At 69.9% G+C, this 18,204-nt stretch carries 16 protein-coding genes and 2 pseudogenes; 7 read left to right on the top strand and 11 right to left on the bottom strand.

All coding sequences use genetic code 11. The features are described 5' to 3' along the window. The first annotated feature begins 13 nt into the window (after positions 1-13). The 4 genes from E2169_RS06725 to E2169_RS06710 all read left to right on the top strand — a co-directional run bounded on the left by E2169_RS06725 (position 14) and on the right by E2169_RS06710 (position 6,126). The gene (locus E2169_RS06725; protein WP_229659077.1) at positions 14-1,432 is read left to right on the top strand and encodes a cytochrome ubiquinol oxidase subunit I; all 1,419 of its coding nucleotides are present in this window, start codon (positions 14-16) and stop codon (positions 1,430-1,432) included. Beyond that, the gene (gene cydB, locus E2169_RS06720; RefSeq protein WP_132985839.1) at positions 1,432-2,445 is read left to right on the top strand and encodes a cytochrome d ubiquinol oxidase subunit II; all 1,014 of its coding nucleotides are present in this window, start codon (positions 1,432-1,434) and stop codon (positions 2,443-2,445) included. Before E2169_RS06725 ends, cydB begins: the two co-directional genes overlap by 1 nt. A 98-nt stretch (positions 2,446-2,543) precedes the next feature. Next, complete coding sequence (locus E2169_RS06715; protein ID WP_132985838.1) at positions 2,544-2,816, top strand: YcgL domain-containing protein; 273 nt, start codon at positions 2,544-2,546, stop codon at positions 2,814-2,816. Between the two features lie 67 nt (positions 2,817-2,883). After that, complete coding sequence (locus E2169_RS06710; protein WP_132985837.1) at positions 2,884-6,126, top strand: ankyrin repeat domain-containing protein; 3,243 nt, start codon at positions 2,884-2,886, stop codon at positions 6,124-6,126. 67 nt (positions 6,127-6,193) lie between these two features. On the opposite strand, the gene E2169_RS14555 is transcribed toward E2169_RS06710, so the two are convergent. The 4 genes from E2169_RS14555 to E2169_RS14240 form a co-directional block, all read right to left on the bottom strand. Continuing rightward, positions 6,194-6,634 (bottom strand): RICIN domain-containing protein, encoded by a 441-nt coding sequence (locus tag E2169_RS14555; RefSeq protein WP_341777416.1) that lies wholly within the window; start codon positions 6,632-6,634, stop codon positions 6,194-6,196. A gap of 208 nt (positions 6,635-6,842) precedes the next feature. Next, positions 6,843-7,589, bottom strand: coding sequence for a PQQ-dependent sugar dehydrogenase (locus E2169_RS06705; protein ID WP_165942351.1), 747 nt, complete (start codon positions 7,587-7,589; stop codon positions 6,843-6,845). Further along, positions 7,586-8,035 (bottom strand): choice-of-anchor V domain-containing protein, encoded by a 450-nt coding sequence (locus E2169_RS14245; protein WP_165942350.1) that lies wholly within the window; start codon positions 8,033-8,035, stop codon positions 7,586-7,588. Before E2169_RS14245 ends, E2169_RS06705 begins: the two co-directional genes overlap by 4 nt. Then, entirely contained in the window at positions 8,032-8,256 is a 225-nt protein-coding gene (locus E2169_RS14240) for a hypothetical protein (protein WP_165942349.1), read from the bottom strand. The genes E2169_RS14245 and E2169_RS14240 overlap by 4 nt, the downstream gene beginning before the upstream one ends. A gap of 154 nt (positions 8,257-8,410) precedes the next feature. Here E2169_RS14240 and E2169_RS06700 point away from each other — a divergent pair, with 154 nt between their 5' ends. Next, positions 8,411-9,211 (top strand): energy transducer TonB, encoded by an 801-nt coding sequence (locus E2169_RS06700; RefSeq protein ID WP_165942348.1) that lies wholly within the window; start codon positions 8,411-8,413, stop codon positions 9,209-9,211. Beyond that, on the top strand, positions 9,208-10,053 hold the full coding sequence (locus E2169_RS06695; protein WP_132985834.1) for an energy transducer TonB: 846 nt from the start codon (positions 9,208-9,210) through the stop codon (positions 10,051-10,053). The genes E2169_RS06700 and E2169_RS06695 overlap by 4 nt, the downstream gene beginning before the upstream one ends. A 350-nt stretch (positions 10,054-10,403) precedes the next feature. Here the strand turns inward: E2169_RS06695 and E2169_RS06690 are convergent, their stop codons facing one another. From E2169_RS06690 to trbL, 5 genes are read right to left on the bottom strand one after another with little or no spacing between them, the layout of a single operon-like run. Beyond that, complete coding sequence (locus E2169_RS06690; RefSeq protein ID WP_132985833.1) at positions 10,404-10,661, bottom strand: DUF2274 domain-containing protein; 258 nt, start codon at positions 10,659-10,661, stop codon at positions 10,404-10,406. Further along, positions 10,658-11,953, bottom strand: a complete 1,296-nt coding sequence (locus E2169_RS06685) for a TraB/TrbI/VirB10 family type IV secretion system protein (RefSeq protein WP_132985832.1) — start codon at positions 11,951-11,953, stop codon at positions 10,658-10,660. Before E2169_RS06685 ends, E2169_RS06690 begins: the two co-directional genes overlap by 4 nt. A 2-nt stretch (positions 11,954-11,955) precedes the next feature. Then, a complete protein-coding gene (trbG, locus tag E2169_RS06680; protein WP_132985831.1) occupies positions 11,956-12,945 on the bottom strand; it encodes a P-type conjugative transfer protein TrbG in 990 nt (329 codons plus the stop codon). Then, positions 12,942-13,646 (bottom strand): conjugal transfer protein TrbF, encoded by a 705-nt coding sequence (gene trbF, locus E2169_RS06675; protein WP_132985830.1) that lies wholly within the window; start codon positions 13,644-13,646, stop codon positions 12,942-12,944. The genes trbG and trbF overlap by 4 nt, the downstream gene beginning before the upstream one ends. A 12-nt stretch (positions 13,647-13,658) precedes the next feature. Beyond that, on the bottom strand, positions 13,659-15,020 hold the full coding sequence (gene trbL, locus E2169_RS06670) for a P-type conjugative transfer protein TrbL (protein WP_132985829.1): 1,362 nt from the start codon (positions 15,018-15,020) through the stop codon (positions 13,659-13,661). Here trbL and E2169_RS14640 point away from each other — a divergent pair. Then, positions 14,986-15,093 (top strand): annotated as a pseudogene (locus E2169_RS14640) (hypothetical protein); the annotation flags it as partial. The gene trbL and the pseudogene E2169_RS14640 overlap by 35 nt on opposite strands. Here E2169_RS14640 and trbJ read toward each other — a convergent pair. Together trbJ and trbE are read right to left on the bottom strand one after the other, a co-directional pair. After that, a pseudogene (gene trbJ, locus E2169_RS06665) lies at positions 15,043-15,762 on the bottom strand (P-type conjugative transfer protein TrbJ); the annotation flags it as partial. The pseudogenes E2169_RS14640 and trbJ sit on opposite strands and share 51 nt — an antisense overlap. Next, the gene (trbE, locus tag E2169_RS06660) at positions 15,759-18,197 is read right to left on the bottom strand and encodes a conjugal transfer protein TrbE (RefSeq protein ID WP_132985827.1); all 2,439 of its coding nucleotides are present in this window, start codon (positions 18,195-18,197) and stop codon (positions 15,759-15,761) included. The gene trbE and the pseudogene trbJ, both read right to left, overlap by 4 nt. Between the last annotated feature and the right edge of the window lie 7 nt (positions 18,198-18,204).

Raw genomic sequence — 18,204 nt, 5'->3', positions numbered from 1 at the left:
CGCGGAGAACGGCGTGGACGCACTTGACGCACTGTTGCTGTCGCGGATCCAGTTCGGCTTCGTGATCACGTTCCACATCCTGTTCCCGGCCTTCACCATCGGCCTCGCGCACTGGCTGGCGTTCCTGGAGTGGCGCTGGCTGCGCACCCGCGACACCCTCTGGCGCGACCTCTACTTTTTCTGGCTGCGCATCTTCGCGATCTCCTTCGGCATGGGCGTGGTGTCGGGGATCGTGATGAGCTTCCAGTTCGGCACCAACTGGGCGGTGCTGTCCGAACGCGCCGGCGCCATCCTCGGGCCGCTGCTGGCCTACGAGGTGCTGACCGCCTTCTTCCTCGAGGCCAGCTTCCTCGGCGTGATGCTGTTCGGCTGGAATCGGGTCTCGCCGAAGCTGCACCTCTTCTCGACCTGCATGGTCGCGCTGGGCACGCTGTTCTCGACCTTCTGGATCCTCGCCGCGAACAGCTGGATGCAGACGCCGCAGGGCCACGAGATCATCGACGGCATGTTCCACCCGGTGGACTGGTGGGCGATCATCTTCAGCCCGTCCTTCCCCTACCGGCTGGCACACATGGTGCTGGCCGCGTTCATCACCACCTGCATGGTGATCGGCGGCGTCAGTGCCTGGTACCTGCGCCGCGGCGTGCACATCGATGGCGGGCGCCGGATGCTGAAGCTGGCGGTGGCTTTCGCCGCGATCGCGCTGCCGCTGCAGGTGCTGGTCGGCGACCTGCACGGGCTCAACGTCGGCGAGCACCAGCCGGTGAAGCTGGCGGCGATGGAGGCGCACTGGGAACAGGGCGAACCCGGTGCCGGCGTGCCGCTGGTGCTGTTCGCCTGGCCTGACGAGGCCGCCGAGAGCAATCGCTACGAGCTCGCCATCCCGCGCCTGGGCAGCCTGATCCTCACCCACAGCTGGGACGGCGAGATCGAGCCGCTGACCGCTGTTCCCGCCAGCGAACGACCGCCGGTGGCGCCGGTGTTCTGGGGCTTCCGGATCATGGTCGGGCTGGGCGTGGCCATGCTGCTGCTGGCGCTGGCCTCGGCCTGGGCCTGGTGGCGCGGCTGGCTGTTCGAATCGAAGTGGCTGCTCAACGGCTGGCGACTGCTCAGCCCCGCGGGTTTCGTGGCCCTGGTCGCGGGCTGGTACGTGGTCGAGATCGGCCGCCAGCCCTATGTCGTCTACGGACTGCTGCGCACCAGCGAAGCGGTCAGCCCCAATATCACCGCGGCGGCCGTGATGACGTCGCTGATCACCTATGCCGTCGCCTACGCCGTGATCTTTGGCGCCGGGATCTGGTACCTGCTGGGCCTGGTGCGCAAGGGACCGCAGCGGCATGAGGACGCGCCCGGTACCGAAGGGGGCGACAAGACCCCGGCGCGGCCGCTGTCGGTCGGCGACCGCGACGATGCCCAGACGGAGGGTGCGTGATGGACACCGCGACCTGGCTGCCGGTGGCCTGGTACGGCGTGATCGGCTTCGGGGTGCTCATGTATGTGCTGCTCGACGGCTTCGTGCTCGGCCTGGGCATCCTTGCGCCGTTCGCCGAGGACAGCGGCCAGCTCGACCACATGATGAACACCGCCGCGCCGATCTGGGACGGCAACGAGACCTGGCTGGTGCTCGGCGGCACCGCGCTGCTGGCCGCGTTCCCCAAGGCCTATGCCGTACTGCTGTCGGCGCTCTACCTGCCGGTGCTGGTGATGCTGATCGCGCTGATCTTCCGCGGCGTGGCCTTCGAGTTCCGCTTCAAGGCGCGGCGTGCCAGGCGGTTCTGGGGTGGCGCGTTCTCGGCCGGCTCGATGGTGGCGGCGTTCGCACAGGGCCTGATCCTGGGCGCGCTGGTGGAAGGCATGCCGCTGGAAGAGGGCAAGTACCTCGGCGGCGCCTTCGACTGGTTCAGCCCGTTCTCGATGCTCACCGGCGTGGCGGTGGTGTTCGGTTATGCGCTGCTTGGCGCCGGCTGGCTGATCCTCAAGACCGAAGGGCCGCTGCAGAAGGTGGCGCGCACGCTGACGCGGCCGCTGGTGCTGGTGGTGGTGGCCTTCATGGGCCTGGTCAGCGCCTGGCTGCCGTTCCTGGACTCGCAGGTGATGGCGCGCTGGTTCGAAAGCGGCAACTTCTGGTGGCTGGCGCCGGTGCCGCTGCTCGCCCTGGTCAACGCCGTGCTGCTCTGGCGCGCGGCGATGCGCGAGGGCCGTGATGCCAGTCCGTTCCTGCTGACGCTGAGCTTCTTCGTGCTCGGCTTCATCGGCCTGGTGGTGGGCATCTGGCCCAACATCATCCCGCCGTCGCTGAGCATCTGGGACGCGGCCTCGCCGCCGTCCTCGCAGATATTCACCCTGGTCGGGCTGGTGGTGTTGCTGCCGATCATCCTCGGCTACACGGCGTGGTCGTATTCGGTGTTCCGCGGCAAGATCCAGGCCGACGCCGGCTATCACTGAACGCACCCGCAGCAGCCCGCGGGCCCGGTCCCGGGCACCGCGGCGCGCTTGCTTTATGCTTCCCCCTGCACGCGTGCGCCCACACGCCGGACCAGCAGATGCAAGCCTTCGTCTACAAGAGCCTTCGAAAGGCCGATACCTACGTCTACCTCGCCGGCCACGACGACTTCGGCCGCATCCCCGTTCCGGTCCGCGGCGAGCTTGGCGAGCTGCGCTTCGTGCTCGAGGTCGCGCTCGACCCCGGCCGTCGCCTCGCCCGCGAGGACGCCGACGTGGTGCGCGCCAATCTCGTCGCCCACGGCTTCCACCTGCAGATGCCGCCGCGTCCCGACTTCGACCCGCTGACGGAAGACTGGGGCACCGATGCCTGAGCCGTCGCAAGTGGACAGTTCGTCCGTGAAGAGTGCGCCCCCGAAGAGCCCGCCCCTGAAGGGGTGGATGCCGCTCGCCGCCGGCGGGGTGCTGGCCCTGCTGGCCGGCGTTCCCGAAGCGGTGGTCGCGGTCGTGGCGGCCTGGCTGGCGCAGCCGGCGTTCGCGCTCGGCCTGCGCACGGTGCGCGGCGGTGCGCTGCCCGCGGACGCCGGGCTGCGCCGCGACCTGCTGGCGCTCGCCATGCTGTGGGGGCTGGCCATGGCCGCCACCGCGCTGCTGGTGGGCTGGCCGCTGTCGGCGCTGCTCGCAAGCCGCGGCGCCTCGCTGGGGTCGGCGGTCGCGCTCAGTGCCACCGCCGGCCTTGGCGTGATCGCGCTGTGGCGGCTGTGGCCGCTGTGGCAACTGGTCGAAGGCGCGGGCGGCCAGGGCCTGGCGGGCCATTGGCGCGCGCTGGACGACTACGACGGTTCCAGCTGGCGCGGCCTGGGCGCGGCGCTGGCGATCGCCGCCATCCTGGCCCTGGCGCTGGCGCTTGCCTGGCCGGGGCTGGTGGCCGGCGGTGCGCGCTGGGCGCTGGCAGCGCTGGCGGCCGCGGCCTGGCCGCTGCTGCACTTCGCCGTGCTGCGGACGCCGTTGTCGCAGGCCCTGATCGAAGTGGTGGACATGCCGGAGCCGGCGCAGCCGGCCGCCCTTGAAGAGGCCGAAGCCGGCGACGCCACCGCGGCGCTGTACGCAGCGGCGCGGGGCGGGCGCGTCGAGCGTGCGCTGGCCCTGCTCGAAGACGGCGCCGACCCGCGCGCCCTGCCCGATGCGGACGGTCGCGACCAGCGCCCGCTTGCGGTGCTGGCCGCCGTGCTGCCCGACCTGCGCCTACTGCGCGCGCTGATCGCCGGCGGCATCGACCTCAACCACGCCCATGCCGGCCTGACGCCCCTGCTGGCCGCGACCCGCGACAGCTGGCACGGCCGGCCGGAAGCGGTGATGACGCTGCTCGCCAACGGCGCCGACCCGCGTGCCGCCGATCGCGACGGCAACACGCCCCTGCACCACGCCGCGCGCAGCTCGGATCCGGGCGTGGCCGCGCTGCTGCGCGATGCCGCCGCCGAGCTCGACGCCCGCAACGCCGAGGGCCTGACGCCGCTGGGCGTCGCCTGTGGCTGCGGCAACTGGCGGCTTGCACGCTTCCTGCTGGAGCGCGGCGCGCGCACCGAGCCCGAAGGCGGCTCGCCGCCGCTGCTGGCCGCCGCCGGTGGCGATGACGACGACGTCGCCGGCGTGGCGCTGCTGCTCCGCCACAAGGCGAAGGTCGACGCCCGCGACGCCCGAGGCCGGAGCGCCCTGCACGAGGCCGCCCTGGCCGGCCACGCCGAGATCATGGCGGCCCTGCTCGATGCCCGCGCCGATGCCGATGCCCGCGACGCGGACGGCCGCAGCCCGCTGCACGAAGCCGCCTTCGGTGGCCACCTGGCGGCGCTCGAACTGTTGGCCGACCGCGCTGACGCCCATGCGCTCGACGGCGAGGGTCGCAACGCGCTGCACCTGGCCTGCCTCTGCGCCTCCGGCAGCGCGCCGCTGTCTGCGCGCCTCCTGGAGCTCGGCGTCGATGCCGGGCTGGCGGACGCCGCCGGCAAGCGACCGGTGGACCACGCCGCCGCCGGTGGCCGCTGGGCGATGGTGGCCCTGCTCGACCCCGCGCACCCGCTGCCGGCCGGCGTGCTCGGCGGCGACAGCGACGTTCCGGCCGATCGCCCGCCGCTGGACGTGCTGCGCGAACAGCTCGGGGAGGGCCGCTTCGAAGGCCTCGAGCCGCTGGCGCAGCTGGTGTCCCCGGCCGAGCTCGGCGGCCTGCTCCTGGCCGGCGACGCGCCGCCGGCAGCGGCGCGCATCGAATGGCTGCTGCTCAACGGCGCCGATCCCGACGTGCGCGAGGGCGGCGGCGACAGCGCGCTGATGCAGCTGCTCGGCCGCGGCACCGCCGCGCTGCCCGCGGCGCAGGCGCTGCTGCGCGGCGGCGCCTCGCCGGCGGGTGCCGGCGGCCTGGCGCGCTTCCTCGAAGCCTGCGTGCGCGAGGACCAGGCCGGACGCGGGCTGGAGCAGTTCGCGCTGGAACTCATCGAACGCGGCGCCGACGTGTTCGCGCCATCGCCGGGCGGCGACCCCGCCGCGGCGCTTGCCGTGCGTCTGGGCTGGATGCGCCTGCTCGAACGCCTGGTCGCCGACGGCGTCGACCTCGACCGCCGCGACGGCCACGGCATGGCCGCCCTGCACCTGGCCGCGGCCCTGGCGCGCGAGCCGGCGCTGAAGCTGCTGGTCAAGGGCGGCGCCTCGCCCGGCGTGCGTGCCGCCGACGGCCAGACGCCGCTGGGCGTGGCCCTGTCCGCCGGCCGCCGCGACCTTGCCGACTGGCTCGACTGGAACGGCTGGGCGCTGCCCGGGCGCCCGCTGCAGGCCGGCGACCTGCCGGCCGCGGCCATGGCCGGCGACACCGGCGCGGTGCGCCGCCTGCTCGAACTCGGTTTCCCGGTCGATGCCGCCGACGACAAGGGCTGCACCGCGCTGCTGCGCGCCGCCGGCGGCGGCCACGCCGACACCCTCGAGCTGCTGCTGCAGCGCGGCGCGGATGCACAGCGCGCGGCGCATACCGGTGCCACGCCGCTCTCGGCCGCGGTGAGCATGCGCCACGGCGCGATCGTCGAGCGCCTGCTGGCCACCGGCGCCGCGCTGGAACAGCGCCTGCCGGGCGACGTCACCGTGCTCATGCTCGCCGCAGCGCTCGGCATGCCCGACATCTGCGCGCGCCTGCTCACCACCGGCGCCAACGTCCAGGCGGCCGACGCCCAGGGCCTCACGCCGCTGCACTGCGCCGCGCTCTACGGCTTCACCGCGCGCGACCGTCCGCGCCTGCTGGCCCTGTTCGACACCCTGCTGCTGGCCGGCGCCGAGCCCGATGCCGTCGCCGCCGGCGGCGTGACCCCGCTGCTGCTGTTGCTGGGCGCGCGCGCCGAACCGGGCACCGCCTGCGACGAGGACGTGGTGCTCTCCGCGGTCGACCGCCTGCTCGACGAAGACACGCGCCTGGACGCCCAGGACCCGCGCGGCTTCGGCCCGCTGCACCTGACCGCCCTCCACGGCCTGCTGCGCCTGGCCCGCCACCTGCTGCGCGCCGGCTGCGATCCCGACCTGCGCGACGCGCTGAACCGCAGCCCGCGCGAGGTCGCGGTGATGCGCGGTTTCATCGACGTCGCCGCCGAGTTCGCGCCGGCGCCGACCGGGGTGTCGATGGCGCGGTTCCTGCGCGACCGGAGCTGAGGCTCACTGCGACTCGCGCCAAGCGTGCGCGCGAGTGCAGTGGGGGCGTGCGGATCCGGCGCTTTCCTCAGCGCTTGGCGCGTGCCGGTGCCGGTGCGGGCACGAACACCCACACCTGGCTGTTGGCCCCGCTGCAGTCCGACATCTCCACGCTGCGGCGGGCGGTGCGCGAGTGGTCCAGGCACTGGCCGCTGGCGCCGCGCAGCTCGTTGTCGGGAGTGGGCGTGAACTGCTGCGAAGACTGGCTGTTGCAGTCCGAGAGCCGCAGCTGGCCTGCTCCGCGCAGGGAGACGCTGGCGGCGGAATCGGCGCAGCGTCCGGATGCGGGGTTGAGCAGTGCGCCGTCCCCCTGCAGCACCCAGCGCTGTCCGCTGCCGCCAGTGCACGGCCACACCAGGAGCTGGGTGCCCTGCGCGTGCAGGCACTGCCCCGTGAGCGTGGTGACCTGCGACTCCCCGGTGTCGCCCGTACCGACGATGCGATAGATCGTGCCGGTGAGGCTGGACACGTACAGCTCGCCGAACACGTCCTCGCCGAACGCGACCGGCTGGCTGATCGCGCCGGCCGGGATCGGGGTCTCCACCCGCGGCTGGCCGTTGTCGAAGGTGATGGTGTGGATGGCCGTGTTGCAGTAATCGGTGAAGAAATAGCGCGCGGCCAGCGACGGTGACGCGGCGCCGCGATACGCGCGGCCGCCGGTGATCGAGCAGTTGCCGTCAGCGTGGCGGGTGGTCACCAGCGGCGCGAAGTAGGCACTGTTGCAGCCCGCGCCGTTGTAGGGCTGGTCGCCCTCGTAGCAGCGCCAGCCGAAGTTGAGGCCTGCGGCGGTGTCCGCCGGCACGAAGTTGATTTCCTCGTAAGCGTTCTGGCCGACGTCCGCGATCCACAAGGTCGCCGGTGAGCGCGTCGAAGGCGATGCGCCAGGGATTGCGCAGGCCGAGCCCGTAGATCTCGTCGCAGCCCGCGCCGCCGGTGCCGTCGGTGTACGCGTTGTCCGGCGGGATGCCGTAGTGCTGGCCGGAGGCCAGGTTGCAGTCCGGCGCGCCGCCGCCGTCGACGTCGATGCGCAGCAGCTTGCCGAGCAGCCTGCCGGGGTTCTGCGCGTTGTTCTGCGGATCGCCGCCGCTGCCGCCGTCGCCCGATGCGATGTACAGATAGCCGTCGGGTCCGAACTGGATGTCGCCGCCGTTGTGGTTGGCGCAGGGCTGGTCGAACTCCATCAGCACCAGTTCGGAGCCGGGGTCGGCCACGTTGGCATTCGTGCCTGCGGTGAAGCGCGAGATGCGGGTGCGGTCGAGGCCGCTGCCGGGTGGATCCCAGCTGTAGTTGACGTAGAAGTAGCCGTCGTCCGCGTGGTCGGGATGGAAGGCCAGGCCGAGCAGGCCCTGCTCGTTGCCGCTGTCGTCGACGCGGTCGCGGATGTCGAGGAAGGGCACGGGCAGCACCACACCGCCGTCGATCACGCGGATGCGTCCGGGCTGCTCGGCGACGAACAGGCCGTGTCGCCGGAGTGGGTGATCACGACCGGCTGCGTCAGGCCTGAAACGAAGGACTCGAGCGCGGCGTCGGTCGGTGGCGGGGTGATTGGCGGCGGCGGATCGGCATCGCCGTTGCTGACTGTCACGGCGAGCTGGCCGGTGCCGATGCCGTCGCCGAGCAAGTCGAGCTGGCCGTTGCTGGAATTGCCCGCCGCGTACAGGGTCACCGGGCCGTTGTAGGCCGGGGTCTGCCAGCGGAACTGGAAGCTTGCCGTGCCTTGGGCGAAGCGCTTGGGCTGCGTGTGCGACAACTCGCCGCCGACCACGTGCACGTCTTCGGCCGGCGCCTGGAAGGTGCCGGCGGCACCCACGACACCGGCGGCCGACACGCCCAGGCCGGCGGTCGCGCCGGGGCCGCCGCTGATAGTCACCGTGAACTCGGCGATCGTGCCGGCGTCGAGGACCTGGGGCCGCTGATGGTCACCGTCGGCGTCGCCGCGCCGGGAGCGTGGCAGGCGTTGCAGTTGGCGCCGTTGTTGATGCCGGGATTCCCGGAGAAGCCGTCGCGGCCGTACAGGCTGGCGTCGGCCGAGGCGGTCCAGGCCAGCAGGATGGCGGCGGCGATCGACGCACGGAACCAGGTCTTGCCCATGGAGCTCTGCAATTTCCCCCCCCCGAAGGGCCGGAGTATTGCGCATCGCCGGCCGCCCGTCAGTGAAGCGCCCGATCGGGCATTCCCGTGCGCGTGCAGTGATGCCGGGCCATGGGCTAGTCTCCGTGCAGGCACCGTCGCCGGGGAGGGCGGCATGCACAAGCACTGGATCCTGATCATCGCGTGGCTGCTGTTGGCCTGGCCGCTGGCTGCGGCGGCTGCCGTGCCGGTGGGCAAGGTCGAGGTCCGCATCAAGGGGCGAATCGCGGTCGACCCGAGCGGCGAAGTGATGGAATACCGGCCCAGCGTCGACGTTCCACCCGGGGTCGAGGCGATGCTGCAGTCGATGGTTCGCGGCTGGGGGTTTGAGCCGGTGGTCGTCGAGGGCCGCGCGGTCACCGCCGAGACCGGCCTGCTGCTGGTGTTCGACGCCTGGGACAAGGGCGGCGACCAGCTCGCGCTGCGCCTGAAGGATGTAGCCTTCGGCGCGCACGAAGGCGGGCGGGCACTGGCGCCGCCCCCGTACCCGGTCGAGGCGCTGCGCAGCGGGGTGAACGGGAAGGTCGTATTGCTCCTGCGCGTCGACGGGGAGGGCGACGTGCTCGACGTCGCGGTCGAGCAGACCAGCGTCAGCGATCGCCTGCCGCACGATCGGGCGCGTCGCTATGCCGAAGCCTTCGAGAAGGCAAGCATGGGCGTCGCCCGGCGCTGGCGCTTCGGCGTCCGCGAACGGGTCGACGGAGTGCCCACCGGCGGCACGCTTCGCATTCCGGTCGAGTTCTTCGTGGGCCAGCACGGGAGCAGCCTCGCCCCCGGGCCGGTGCGTCAGGCACCGTGGGCGCCCGACCTGCCGACCCTCCCTGCCGAGGCCTTGGCCGCGCTGGACAGCCGCGACGTGCGGGCGGTGGATTCCGCGCTCCGGCTCATTGAACCCGTGATAGGAGCAACGCTGTGAAGCGACTTTCCGTCTGGCTCGTGCTGCTGCTCGCGCTCGTGTCCCTGGATGCCGTGGCGCAGACGCGCGCGGGGCTGATGAAGCAGCTAGAAGGGACGATGCTCCTCACCGGCCGCATCGACGTGGCGGCCGACGGCAGCATTACCTCCTGGTCGATCGACCGGCAAGACGAGGTGTCGGCGGATGTGATGGCGCATATCGCGCATCACGTTCCGCTCTGGCAGGTACTTCCGGCGACTGTCGACGACCAGCCGGTGGCCTCGTCCACGCGTTTCAGCTTGCGCCTGGTCGCGCGCCCGGTGGATCGCTCCACCTTCCGCTTCAACATCGCGAGCGTCCACATCGAGGAGGAACTCGAGGAGCGCGCACGGCTGAAGTCCCGCCGGTTCGACCCGCCAACCTATCCGCACCGGATGCTGCGCATGGGCGCCACGGGCACGGTCTACGTGCTGGTCCAGATCGATCGCAGTGGCGCCGCCATCGGCTCGCACGTAGAGCGAGTCGACCTGACGGTGCTCGCCAAGGACGCCCAGGCCGTCCAGATCCGCCGTGAGCTGGGCGACGCGGTAATGCGCGCGGCGCAGACGTGGGGCTACGACGTACCCACGACCGGGCCGGATGTGCGGGACGACTACTACGTCGTCCGCGTCCCCGTGCAGTTCGTCATCGGCGACCAGACTTCGCGCTACGGCAACTGGCAGGTCTACCTTCCCGGCGAGCGGACGCGCGCGCCGTGGTCCAAGCGCGACGACGGTGGCAACGACGCCGCGGTTCCCGGGCGCGTGATGCTGGCCGGCAGCGGCATGAAACTGCTGTCGCCGCTGGAGCCCGGCGCGATGTGACCTGTTGCGCCGGCGCACGGCGTGCACCTGGCCCGGGCCACTGGCCGTTGTCCCGGCCGCCACAAATAAAAAATGTCGCCTGTCAAGAATTCTCTGCTGACCGGCAAAAGACCTAAGTCTATATGGGACAAGGATTTTGGCTTCTATGCCAGCTTCTAGCACATACCTGCTCTTGCAAGCTGGGAGCCACATAGGAGCAAGGCGGTTGCGGGTCTCGGCGTAGCCGAGCAAGCGTCCGGCAATGTCCGTGCAAATGATATGACAAGGCTCCCGCGAACCATAGCCCAGAAAAGCGAAGGCGCAGGTCAGTGACCTGCGCCTTCGTGAGTCGCCGCCGATGTGAGGCACGCCTACGTCGGCGGCGCGTCCCGGCGGGACGCTGAAGGCGTTTTCGCGGTCGTCCCTTTCCTGAATCCCCGATCCCGTGCGATGAACGTTTCCAGCATGTGCGGGATCAGCGTCACCGCATCGACCGCCTCGCCGTAGGTCTGCGCGTGCAGCGTGGCGTAGCGGTCAAGATCAGCCTTCAGGCTGGCCGGACACGCGAATGTCAGCTTGACGGTCTCGCTCTTGGGCAGCGGGCCGAGCCGCAGTTTGTTCGTGTTCATTGCGATGATCCTCTCTGGAAGAACAGCGGCTGGTACGGCCGCAGCACCAGATCCCGGTTGACGATGATGCGCACCGGCAGGCCGGGGCGAGCCGTCAGCGTGGGCTGGATGTTCATGTTGCGGCGGGTCATCTCCTGGCCGATCTGGTTCACGCTATCCTGCACGCTGTCGCGGCCGGCGACGATGACGCGGTCGCCGTCCTGGCGATTCTCCGGGGCGGCCAGCTCGGCGCCGACGCCCAGCAGCGTGGTCAGCACCGCACCGGCGAAGATGCGGTCCCAATGCCAATCGACGCCATCCTCCAGCCCTGCGTAGCCGGCCGGGTCGGTGCCCACAAGGTTGTCGAGCTGGCTTGATGAGGTGTCCGGCAGAATCAGCCGGTGCCACACCATCTGGATTCGGGTCTGCCCATAGCTGACCTGGCTGTTGTAGCGGCCCAGGATGCGCGAGCCCTGCGGGATCAGCAGATGGCGGCCGGTGGCCGTGTCGTAGACCGGCTCCGTCACCGTGGCGATCACGTCGCCCGGCAGGTCGGACTTGATGCCCGTCACCAGTGCGCCCGCGATCACCGTGCCGGCCATCAACTGGTACGGTGAGGTCGGCAGTTGCAAGTTGCCGGAATTACGGGTTTGCGTAGAACCGGCATTGCTCAGAAACGCTTCCTTCTGGTCCTGCCGGTTCTGCACGGCGGTGGGATCGGCGGGCTGCGCAGCCGTCGAAGCCGGCCCGGCGGCCAGCGGGTCGAAGCCAGCCAGCCCGGTCAGCGCTGGCGGCCCTGCCACGCTCCGAGTGGGGGCGGCTACGGCAGCGCGCTGTCCGCCCGTGCTGAAGAACACGGACGAAGCTGCCGCTTCCTCGGCCTCCTTGAGCCGCGCCAGGCGCTCGGCCTCTGCCGGGTCATAGCCCGGTTGTGAGTAACCCTGCGCCCGCTGCTCGGCGCGCAGGATCGGCGCGCCGAGGTCGCCGGGCAGCGGTTCGCCCAGCTCCGGCGGCAGCGGTGGCAAGGTCGGCGGTAGTTGCGAATAGTCGGCGGGTAACTGCGCCAGCCCTTCGGAGCGCGAGACGCGATCGACGTTGTACAGCTCAGCTGACTCGCTTGCGCCACGGCGCTGCGGCGCTTGCAGCGACCAGAGCGTTGCGCCCAATACTGCGATGGCCACGCTGCCGACCAGAATCGCCAGCATGCGCCGGTTCAACCGCGTGACCGGACGCGGCTGCGCCCGCAGGGCGACTTGTTCCGGTGCCAGCTTCGGTGCGGCGCGAGGCATGTCCGGGGAGTCGTCTTGGCTCATGGTCAGTTCCTCCGCGCGACGCCGTCCGTGCGCTCGATGCGCACCACGTCGCTCTTGTCGCCGCCCAGGCGCAGCTCGGCGGCGCCGAACAGCCGGTCCACGATGTAGTACGGTGACCGGAAGCGGTAGTTCACGAGCTGGCCATCGCCCTGCGCACCGATCACGAACAGCGGCGGCAGCTCGCCCTGTGCGATGCCGCCGGGGAACTGGATGTAGACCTTCTCGCCATCATCGAAGGCGCGCAGCGGCTTCCACGACGCATTGCTGCCGCTGATCACGTAGCGGAAGCGGATGTTCTCCAGCGTCAGGCCCGTATCGACCGGTGCGGTGCTTTGCGCCGCTTGTGACTGTCGCTGCAAGGCGAGCATGCGGTCGCGCGGATAGTCCCAGGATACCGACGCCATCCACGCCCTCTCGGTCGAGGTCAGCTCGATCAGGTACGTCCTGCGGCTGGTGGTGATGACCAGGTTGGTCTTCAGTGCGGTGCGGGTGGGCTTCACCAGCACGTTGACTCGCAACTCGTCACCGCCGCCGCTGGAGGTATCGCCGACGATCCAGCGTACCGTGTCGCCGGCGGCGACCGTCACCAGTTCCTCGCCGGGCTGCAAGGCGATCATCGTCACGCGGCCTGGACTGGTATAGACCTGATAGAGCGCGCCGTCGGTGAAGGGCCAGACCTGAATCGCGTTGATGTAGCCTTCGCGTGTGGGCGCCATGCGTGCTTCCGCGTTGGCGAGGGATACGCGCTCGCGCGCGTCTTCCGGCTCGGGCGTCGGCGGCGTCTCGTCCTGCACCGGCAGCGGCATCAACTGTCCCGGCAGCGGCAAGGGCTCCGGCACAGCGACCACTTCCACCGGCAGGGGTGGTTCGGGCAGGGGCTGCGCCTGCACCAGCTCGTCTAGCGTGATGGTCGGCGGCTTGCGCGGCGTGGCGCAGCCCGCCAGCGTGACGGCAATCAGTGCAACAGCGTAAAAGCGCAAAGACGGTTTCATGGCCTGTCTCCTTCGATCGAGTCGAGTTCCCGGCTCCACGACAAGCCGTTGATGTAGATGCCCAAGGGATTGCGGCGCAGCCGCTCCTCGGTGCGCGGCGTTTGCAGCACGATGGAGACCACCGCCGTCCAGCGCTCCAGTCCCGCCGCTGCGCCGTTGACGTAGCGGCGCTCCGTCCACCGCACCTGAAATGACTCACCGCTTGCGCGCACGACGCTGTTGACCTGTACCGTCACCGTTTCCCGGCCGATGCGCGCGAAGGGATCGTTGACGCGCGCGTAGTCATTGAGCACGGCTGCGCCGCGGTCGGTGGTGTAGTCGTAGGCATCCAGCCAGTTCTGCCGCACCACGATCGGGTCGATGGACAGCGAGCGCACCAGCGTGACGAAGCGCGCGAGGTGATGCGCGGCCTGCGCATCGTTGGGCCGGTACGGCGTGGCGGCCTCGCCCACAGCGCGGACCTGCCCGCCGTGGTCCACCTCCACCACGTAGGGCGTGACGATGGACTGCGCTGAGCGCCACACAAGGCCGCCGGCCATCAGCAACGCGAGTGTGAGGCAGCCAAAGGCCATCAGCCGCCAGTTCTTCGCTTGTGAACGGGCCGAGCCGATGCGCTCGTCCCATACCTGTTCGGCGGCCTGGTACGGCGTGGCCGGCTGCGGTGTGTCGGCGTAGCGTACCTGCGGTCGTTTGAATCGCATGGCAGGTTCTCCTTATGAGTTCGATGGGTCGCGCAGGCTGGGGCCGCTGCCCGAGCCTCCGCCGTCGCCGCCGCGCAGCGTGTGTGCGACGGTGGTGGCGGCATGGGTGAGCTGCTGGCGACGTTGCAGGCGGCTGGCCCACGCGGGTTGTCCGGTGTTGGCGGTCGCGGCCTCCGCGCTGCCCTGAGCGGGCGAGCCGGTAGCAGCGCTGCCTGTGGAAGCATCGGGATTGATGGCGGCAGCGGCACGCGTCTTCAGCGAATGCGCACCGGCGGCCACGTGCTGCCCAACCGACTGCGCGCCGGTCCGGGCGACGTTGCCGAGACCCACCGCCGCGCCCCTGAGGCCACCGCCGGCACCGGCGGAACCAGCCTGAAAGGCCGACCTCGCGCTGCTGGCGGTCGATGCCATCGAACGTGCGCCGCCGACGGCCATGCGGGCAGCGCCGGGCGTCATGCGCGCACCAGCCGCGACGGCACCACCGACACCCGTGGCCACCGCGCCCACCGCGACAGCCGTACCGGCCGCGCCGAGCGTGGCACCCGCCATCGCACCGGCGCCGAGCTGCGGCGAACCGGACACCAGGCCGGTGGCAATACCCGGCCCGAAGATCCCGAGCGCCAGCAGCGCGAGGGACGCCAGCATGATGACCAGCGCGTGGTCGATGGAGGGTTCGTTCGGCGCAACCTGGAACTCGGCAAACAGGCCGGTGCCGATGCCGACGATCACCGCCAGCACCAGTACCTTGATGCCCGACGACACCACGTTGCCCAACACCTTCTCGGCCAGGAACGCCGTCTTGTTCCACAGTGCGAACGGCACCAGCACGAAGCCGGCGAGCGTGGTCAACTTGAACTCGATCAGCGTGATGAAAAGCTGGATCGCCAGCACGAAGAACGTGACGATCACCACCAGCCAGGCCAGGAACATGACCACGATGGGGGTCATGTTCACGAACACCTCGGGGAAGCCCGCCATGTCGCTGATCTGTTCGAGGATCGGCGAGGCGGCATCGACGCCCACCTTGGCCAGCCGGCCGGGTTGCAGGAACTCGGCCTGTGAGATCGTGGAACCCGACGCCATCAAACCCAGCCCCGCGAAGGAGCGGAACACGATGCTCGCCAGCCAGTTGAAGTTACCGATGATGTAGGCGAAAGCGCCGACGTAGAGCACTTTGCGAATCAGCTTGGCGATCACGTCCTCGCCCTGGCCGGTGGCGTGACTCATCGCCCAATAGAGGCCCGCGATGGTCATGTCGATCACGATCAAGGTGGCGGTGAGGAACGCGACCTCACCACCCAGCAGACCGAAACCCGAGTCGATGTAGGTGGAGAAGACGATGAGGAAGCGGTCGATCACCGAGATGTCGTTCATGGCGCGTGCCTCAGTCGCCGCCGTAGAACGGCACGGTCTGCGGCGTGTAGGGCGTGCCCTCGCCGTGGAAGCGCCGCCGCACTTCGCGGGCGCGCTCGGTGGCCGCTGCCTGGCGCGCCAGCTCCAACGACGCGGCGCGATCCTGCGTTAACTGGAGCTGCTGCGCCTGGATCGCCTGCTTGGCCTGCAAGGCCAGCAACTGATTGGTCGCCTGCATGGCTTGCAGCGCGCCGTTGGCCGACTGGCTCTGGCCGACCAGATCGGCGAGCACGCCTTCGTCTTCGCTGAGGTTCTGGTACACCTGCGCCTGCACACGCATCGCGGTGTGCAGTCCGTCGAGCGTATGGCGCCAGCGCTCGCGCGCGTCCTGCGCCATGCGGTCGCCGCTGACGGTGGCGGCGTACTCGTGCGGATACAGCCGGGCGAACTCCCGGTCCATGTTCGCCACGTCGTAGGCCAGCCCCTGCGCCTCGGCCATCAGGCGTTCGATGGTCGCCAGCGTCGAGCGCAGGCGGTTGACCGTGTTGTAATCCAGCCGCTCCAGATTGCGCGCCTGGTTGATGAGCATTTGCGCTTCGTTCTGGAGTTGCCGCACCTGGTTGTCGATCTGTTGCAGCGTGCGGATCGCGGTCAGCGTGTTCTGCACCAGATTGGTTGGATCAATCACGGCCCACTGCGCGTGCGCGACAGGCAGCGTGCAAAACAGCGCGGCGGCAACGGTTGCGAGAAGTGTCTTTTTCACGACGGGTTCTCCTGTGGTGGGTTGGAAGCGGCAGGCGCGGACGGCAGCAGATCGGCCGCCCAATCCAGACCGCAGTGACGCAGCCAGGCGGCTGCGAAGCTGGAAGACGAAGCGGCCGCCTCCACCGCGTCGATGTCGCGTTGGTCCTGCGGTGTCGAGGCGCCGGCAAAAGCCAGCGCGACCGACCCCAGGTCGAGGTCGAACAGGCGATTGCCCAGCCGAGACTGGTAGTAGTAATCGCGCTTGGGCTGCGCGGTGGCGACGATCTCGATCTGCCGGGCGTTGAGCCCGAAGCCTTCGTAGATCGTGCGAATCTGCGGCTCGGTCGCCTGCGGGTTGGGCAGGAAGATGCGGCTCGCGCAGCTCTCGATGATCGCGGGCGCGATGCTGGAGTCCTTGATGTCGGCGAGCGACTGCGTGGCGAAGATCACCGATACGTTCTTCTTGCGCAGTGTCTTGAGCCACTGGCGAATGCGCGCGGCGAACACCGGGTCGTCGAGAAACAGCCAGGCTTCGTCGAGGATCAAGAGCGTTGGCGCGCCGTCGAAGCGCTCGTCGAAACGGGCGAACAAATAGCGCAGCACGGCCAGCACAGCGGCGCGGCTGGCCATCAGTTCCTCCATCTCGAAGCACTGCACGTCGGCCGTGCCCAGCCGGTCGTGGTCGGCGTCCAGCAGCTTGCCGTGCGCGCCGCCGAGCACATAGGGCGCGAGCGCCTGACGCAGCGCGTTGTTCTGCAACAGCACGGAAAACCCCGTCAGCGTGCGCTGTTCCACCGGCGCGCCGGCGAGGCTTTCCAGCGCCGACCAGATGGCCGCCTTCTCGTCGGGGCCGATGGCCGCGCCTTCCTGCACCATCCGGCCTTCCAGCCATTCGGCGGCCCAGGTGCGGTAGCCCTCCTGGTCGATGCGGGCGAGCGGCTGGAACGCGATGCCGCCGTCCGTGCCGAGGTCGTAATGCTCGCCGCCCAGGCCCAGGGTCGTGGCGCGCAGCGAGCGGCCCATATCGAACGCGAAGATGCGTGAGCCGCGATAGCGGCGGAACTGCATCGCCAGCGTCGCCAGCAATACCGACTTGCCCATGCCGGTCGGGCCGGCGATCAGCACATGCCCGACATCGCCGATGTGCGTCACCAAACGGAACGGCGTGGCGCCATCGGTGCGCGTGACGATCAGCGGCGGCCCGTCCAGGTGCGCATTGCGCTCCGGCCCGGCCCACACCGCCGACACCGGCATCAGGTGCGCGAGGTTCAGCGTCGAGACGATGGGCTGGCGCACATTGGCGTAGGCATTGCCCGGAATCGAGGACAGCCAGGCATCCACCGCATTCAGCGTCTCGGGAATGGTGACGAAGCCACGGCCCTGAATGACGCGCTCGATCATGCGCAGCTTCTCGTCGGCCACCGCTGCATCCGCATCCAACACCGCGACCGTCGCGGTGACGTAGCCGAACGCCACCTGATCGCTGCCCAGCTCCTGCAAAGCAGCGTCGGCGTCGCTTGCTTTGTTGCTGGCATCGGTATCCACCAGCGGGCTTTCCTGCTGGAAGATGGTTTCGCGCAGCAGCGCGACGACGTTCTTGCGCTTGGCGAACCACTGGCGACGCAGGCGGCCCAGCTCCTTTTCCGCCTCGGCCTTGTCCATGCACAGGAAGCGCGTGCTCCAGCGGTACGCGAAGCCGAGTCGGTTCAGGTCATCGAGCAGTCCCGGCCAGGTCGAAGTCGGAAAGCCGCGTACCGATGCGACGCGCAAATGCGCATCGCCCAGCATCGGCGCCAGCCCGCCGGTCAGTGGGCAGTCGGTCAGCAGCGCATCGATGTGGAACGGATGTTCCGGAACCGCCACGCGATAGCGTCGCGTGGAAATGGTCGCGTGCAGATAGGTCAGCGTCTCGCTGTCGTCGAGCCAGGCAATCTCCGGCATCACGCCGTCGAGCAGGTCGAAGCAGCGATCCGTCTCCGCCAGAAAGGCCGTCAGGCGCTCGTGCCAGTCCACGCCGCGCTGCGGCGTGTTCTCGTAGAGCAGCTTGGCGGCGCGTGCGCGCGATTCCTCCGGCGGCAGGTACACCAGCGTCAGGTGATAGCGGCTCTCGAAGTGGCTCTGGTCTTCCTCGAACACCGCTCGGCGTTCCTCGTCCACCAGCCACGACAGCGGTTCGGGAAACTCGGACTGCGGATAGTCAGCCGCTGACAGCCTTTCGGCCTCGACGAACAAGGCCCACCCGGAACCCAGGCGGCGTAGCGCGTTGTTGAGCCGCGCTGACGTGGCGATCAGCTCGCCCTGCGTCGCGCTGTCCAGGTCCGGCCCGCGAAAGCATGCTGTCCTTTGGAACGAACCGTCCTTGTTGAGCACGATGCCGGGCGCCATCAACCCGGCCCAGGGCAGCCAGTCGGCGAGCAGTGCGGGACGCTGACGGTATTCGGCGAGATGCAACATGGCGTCG

Origin of the sequence: Luteimonas terricola (assembly GCF_004352845.1) — a bacterium.
In the GTDB taxonomy this organism is placed as follows: Bacteria; Pseudomonadota; Gammaproteobacteria; order Xanthomonadales; family Xanthomonadaceae; genus Luteimonas; species Luteimonas terricola.
Note: the sequence above shows the minus strand (reverse complement) of the source record. Positions and strands in the feature narration are given on the sequence as shown.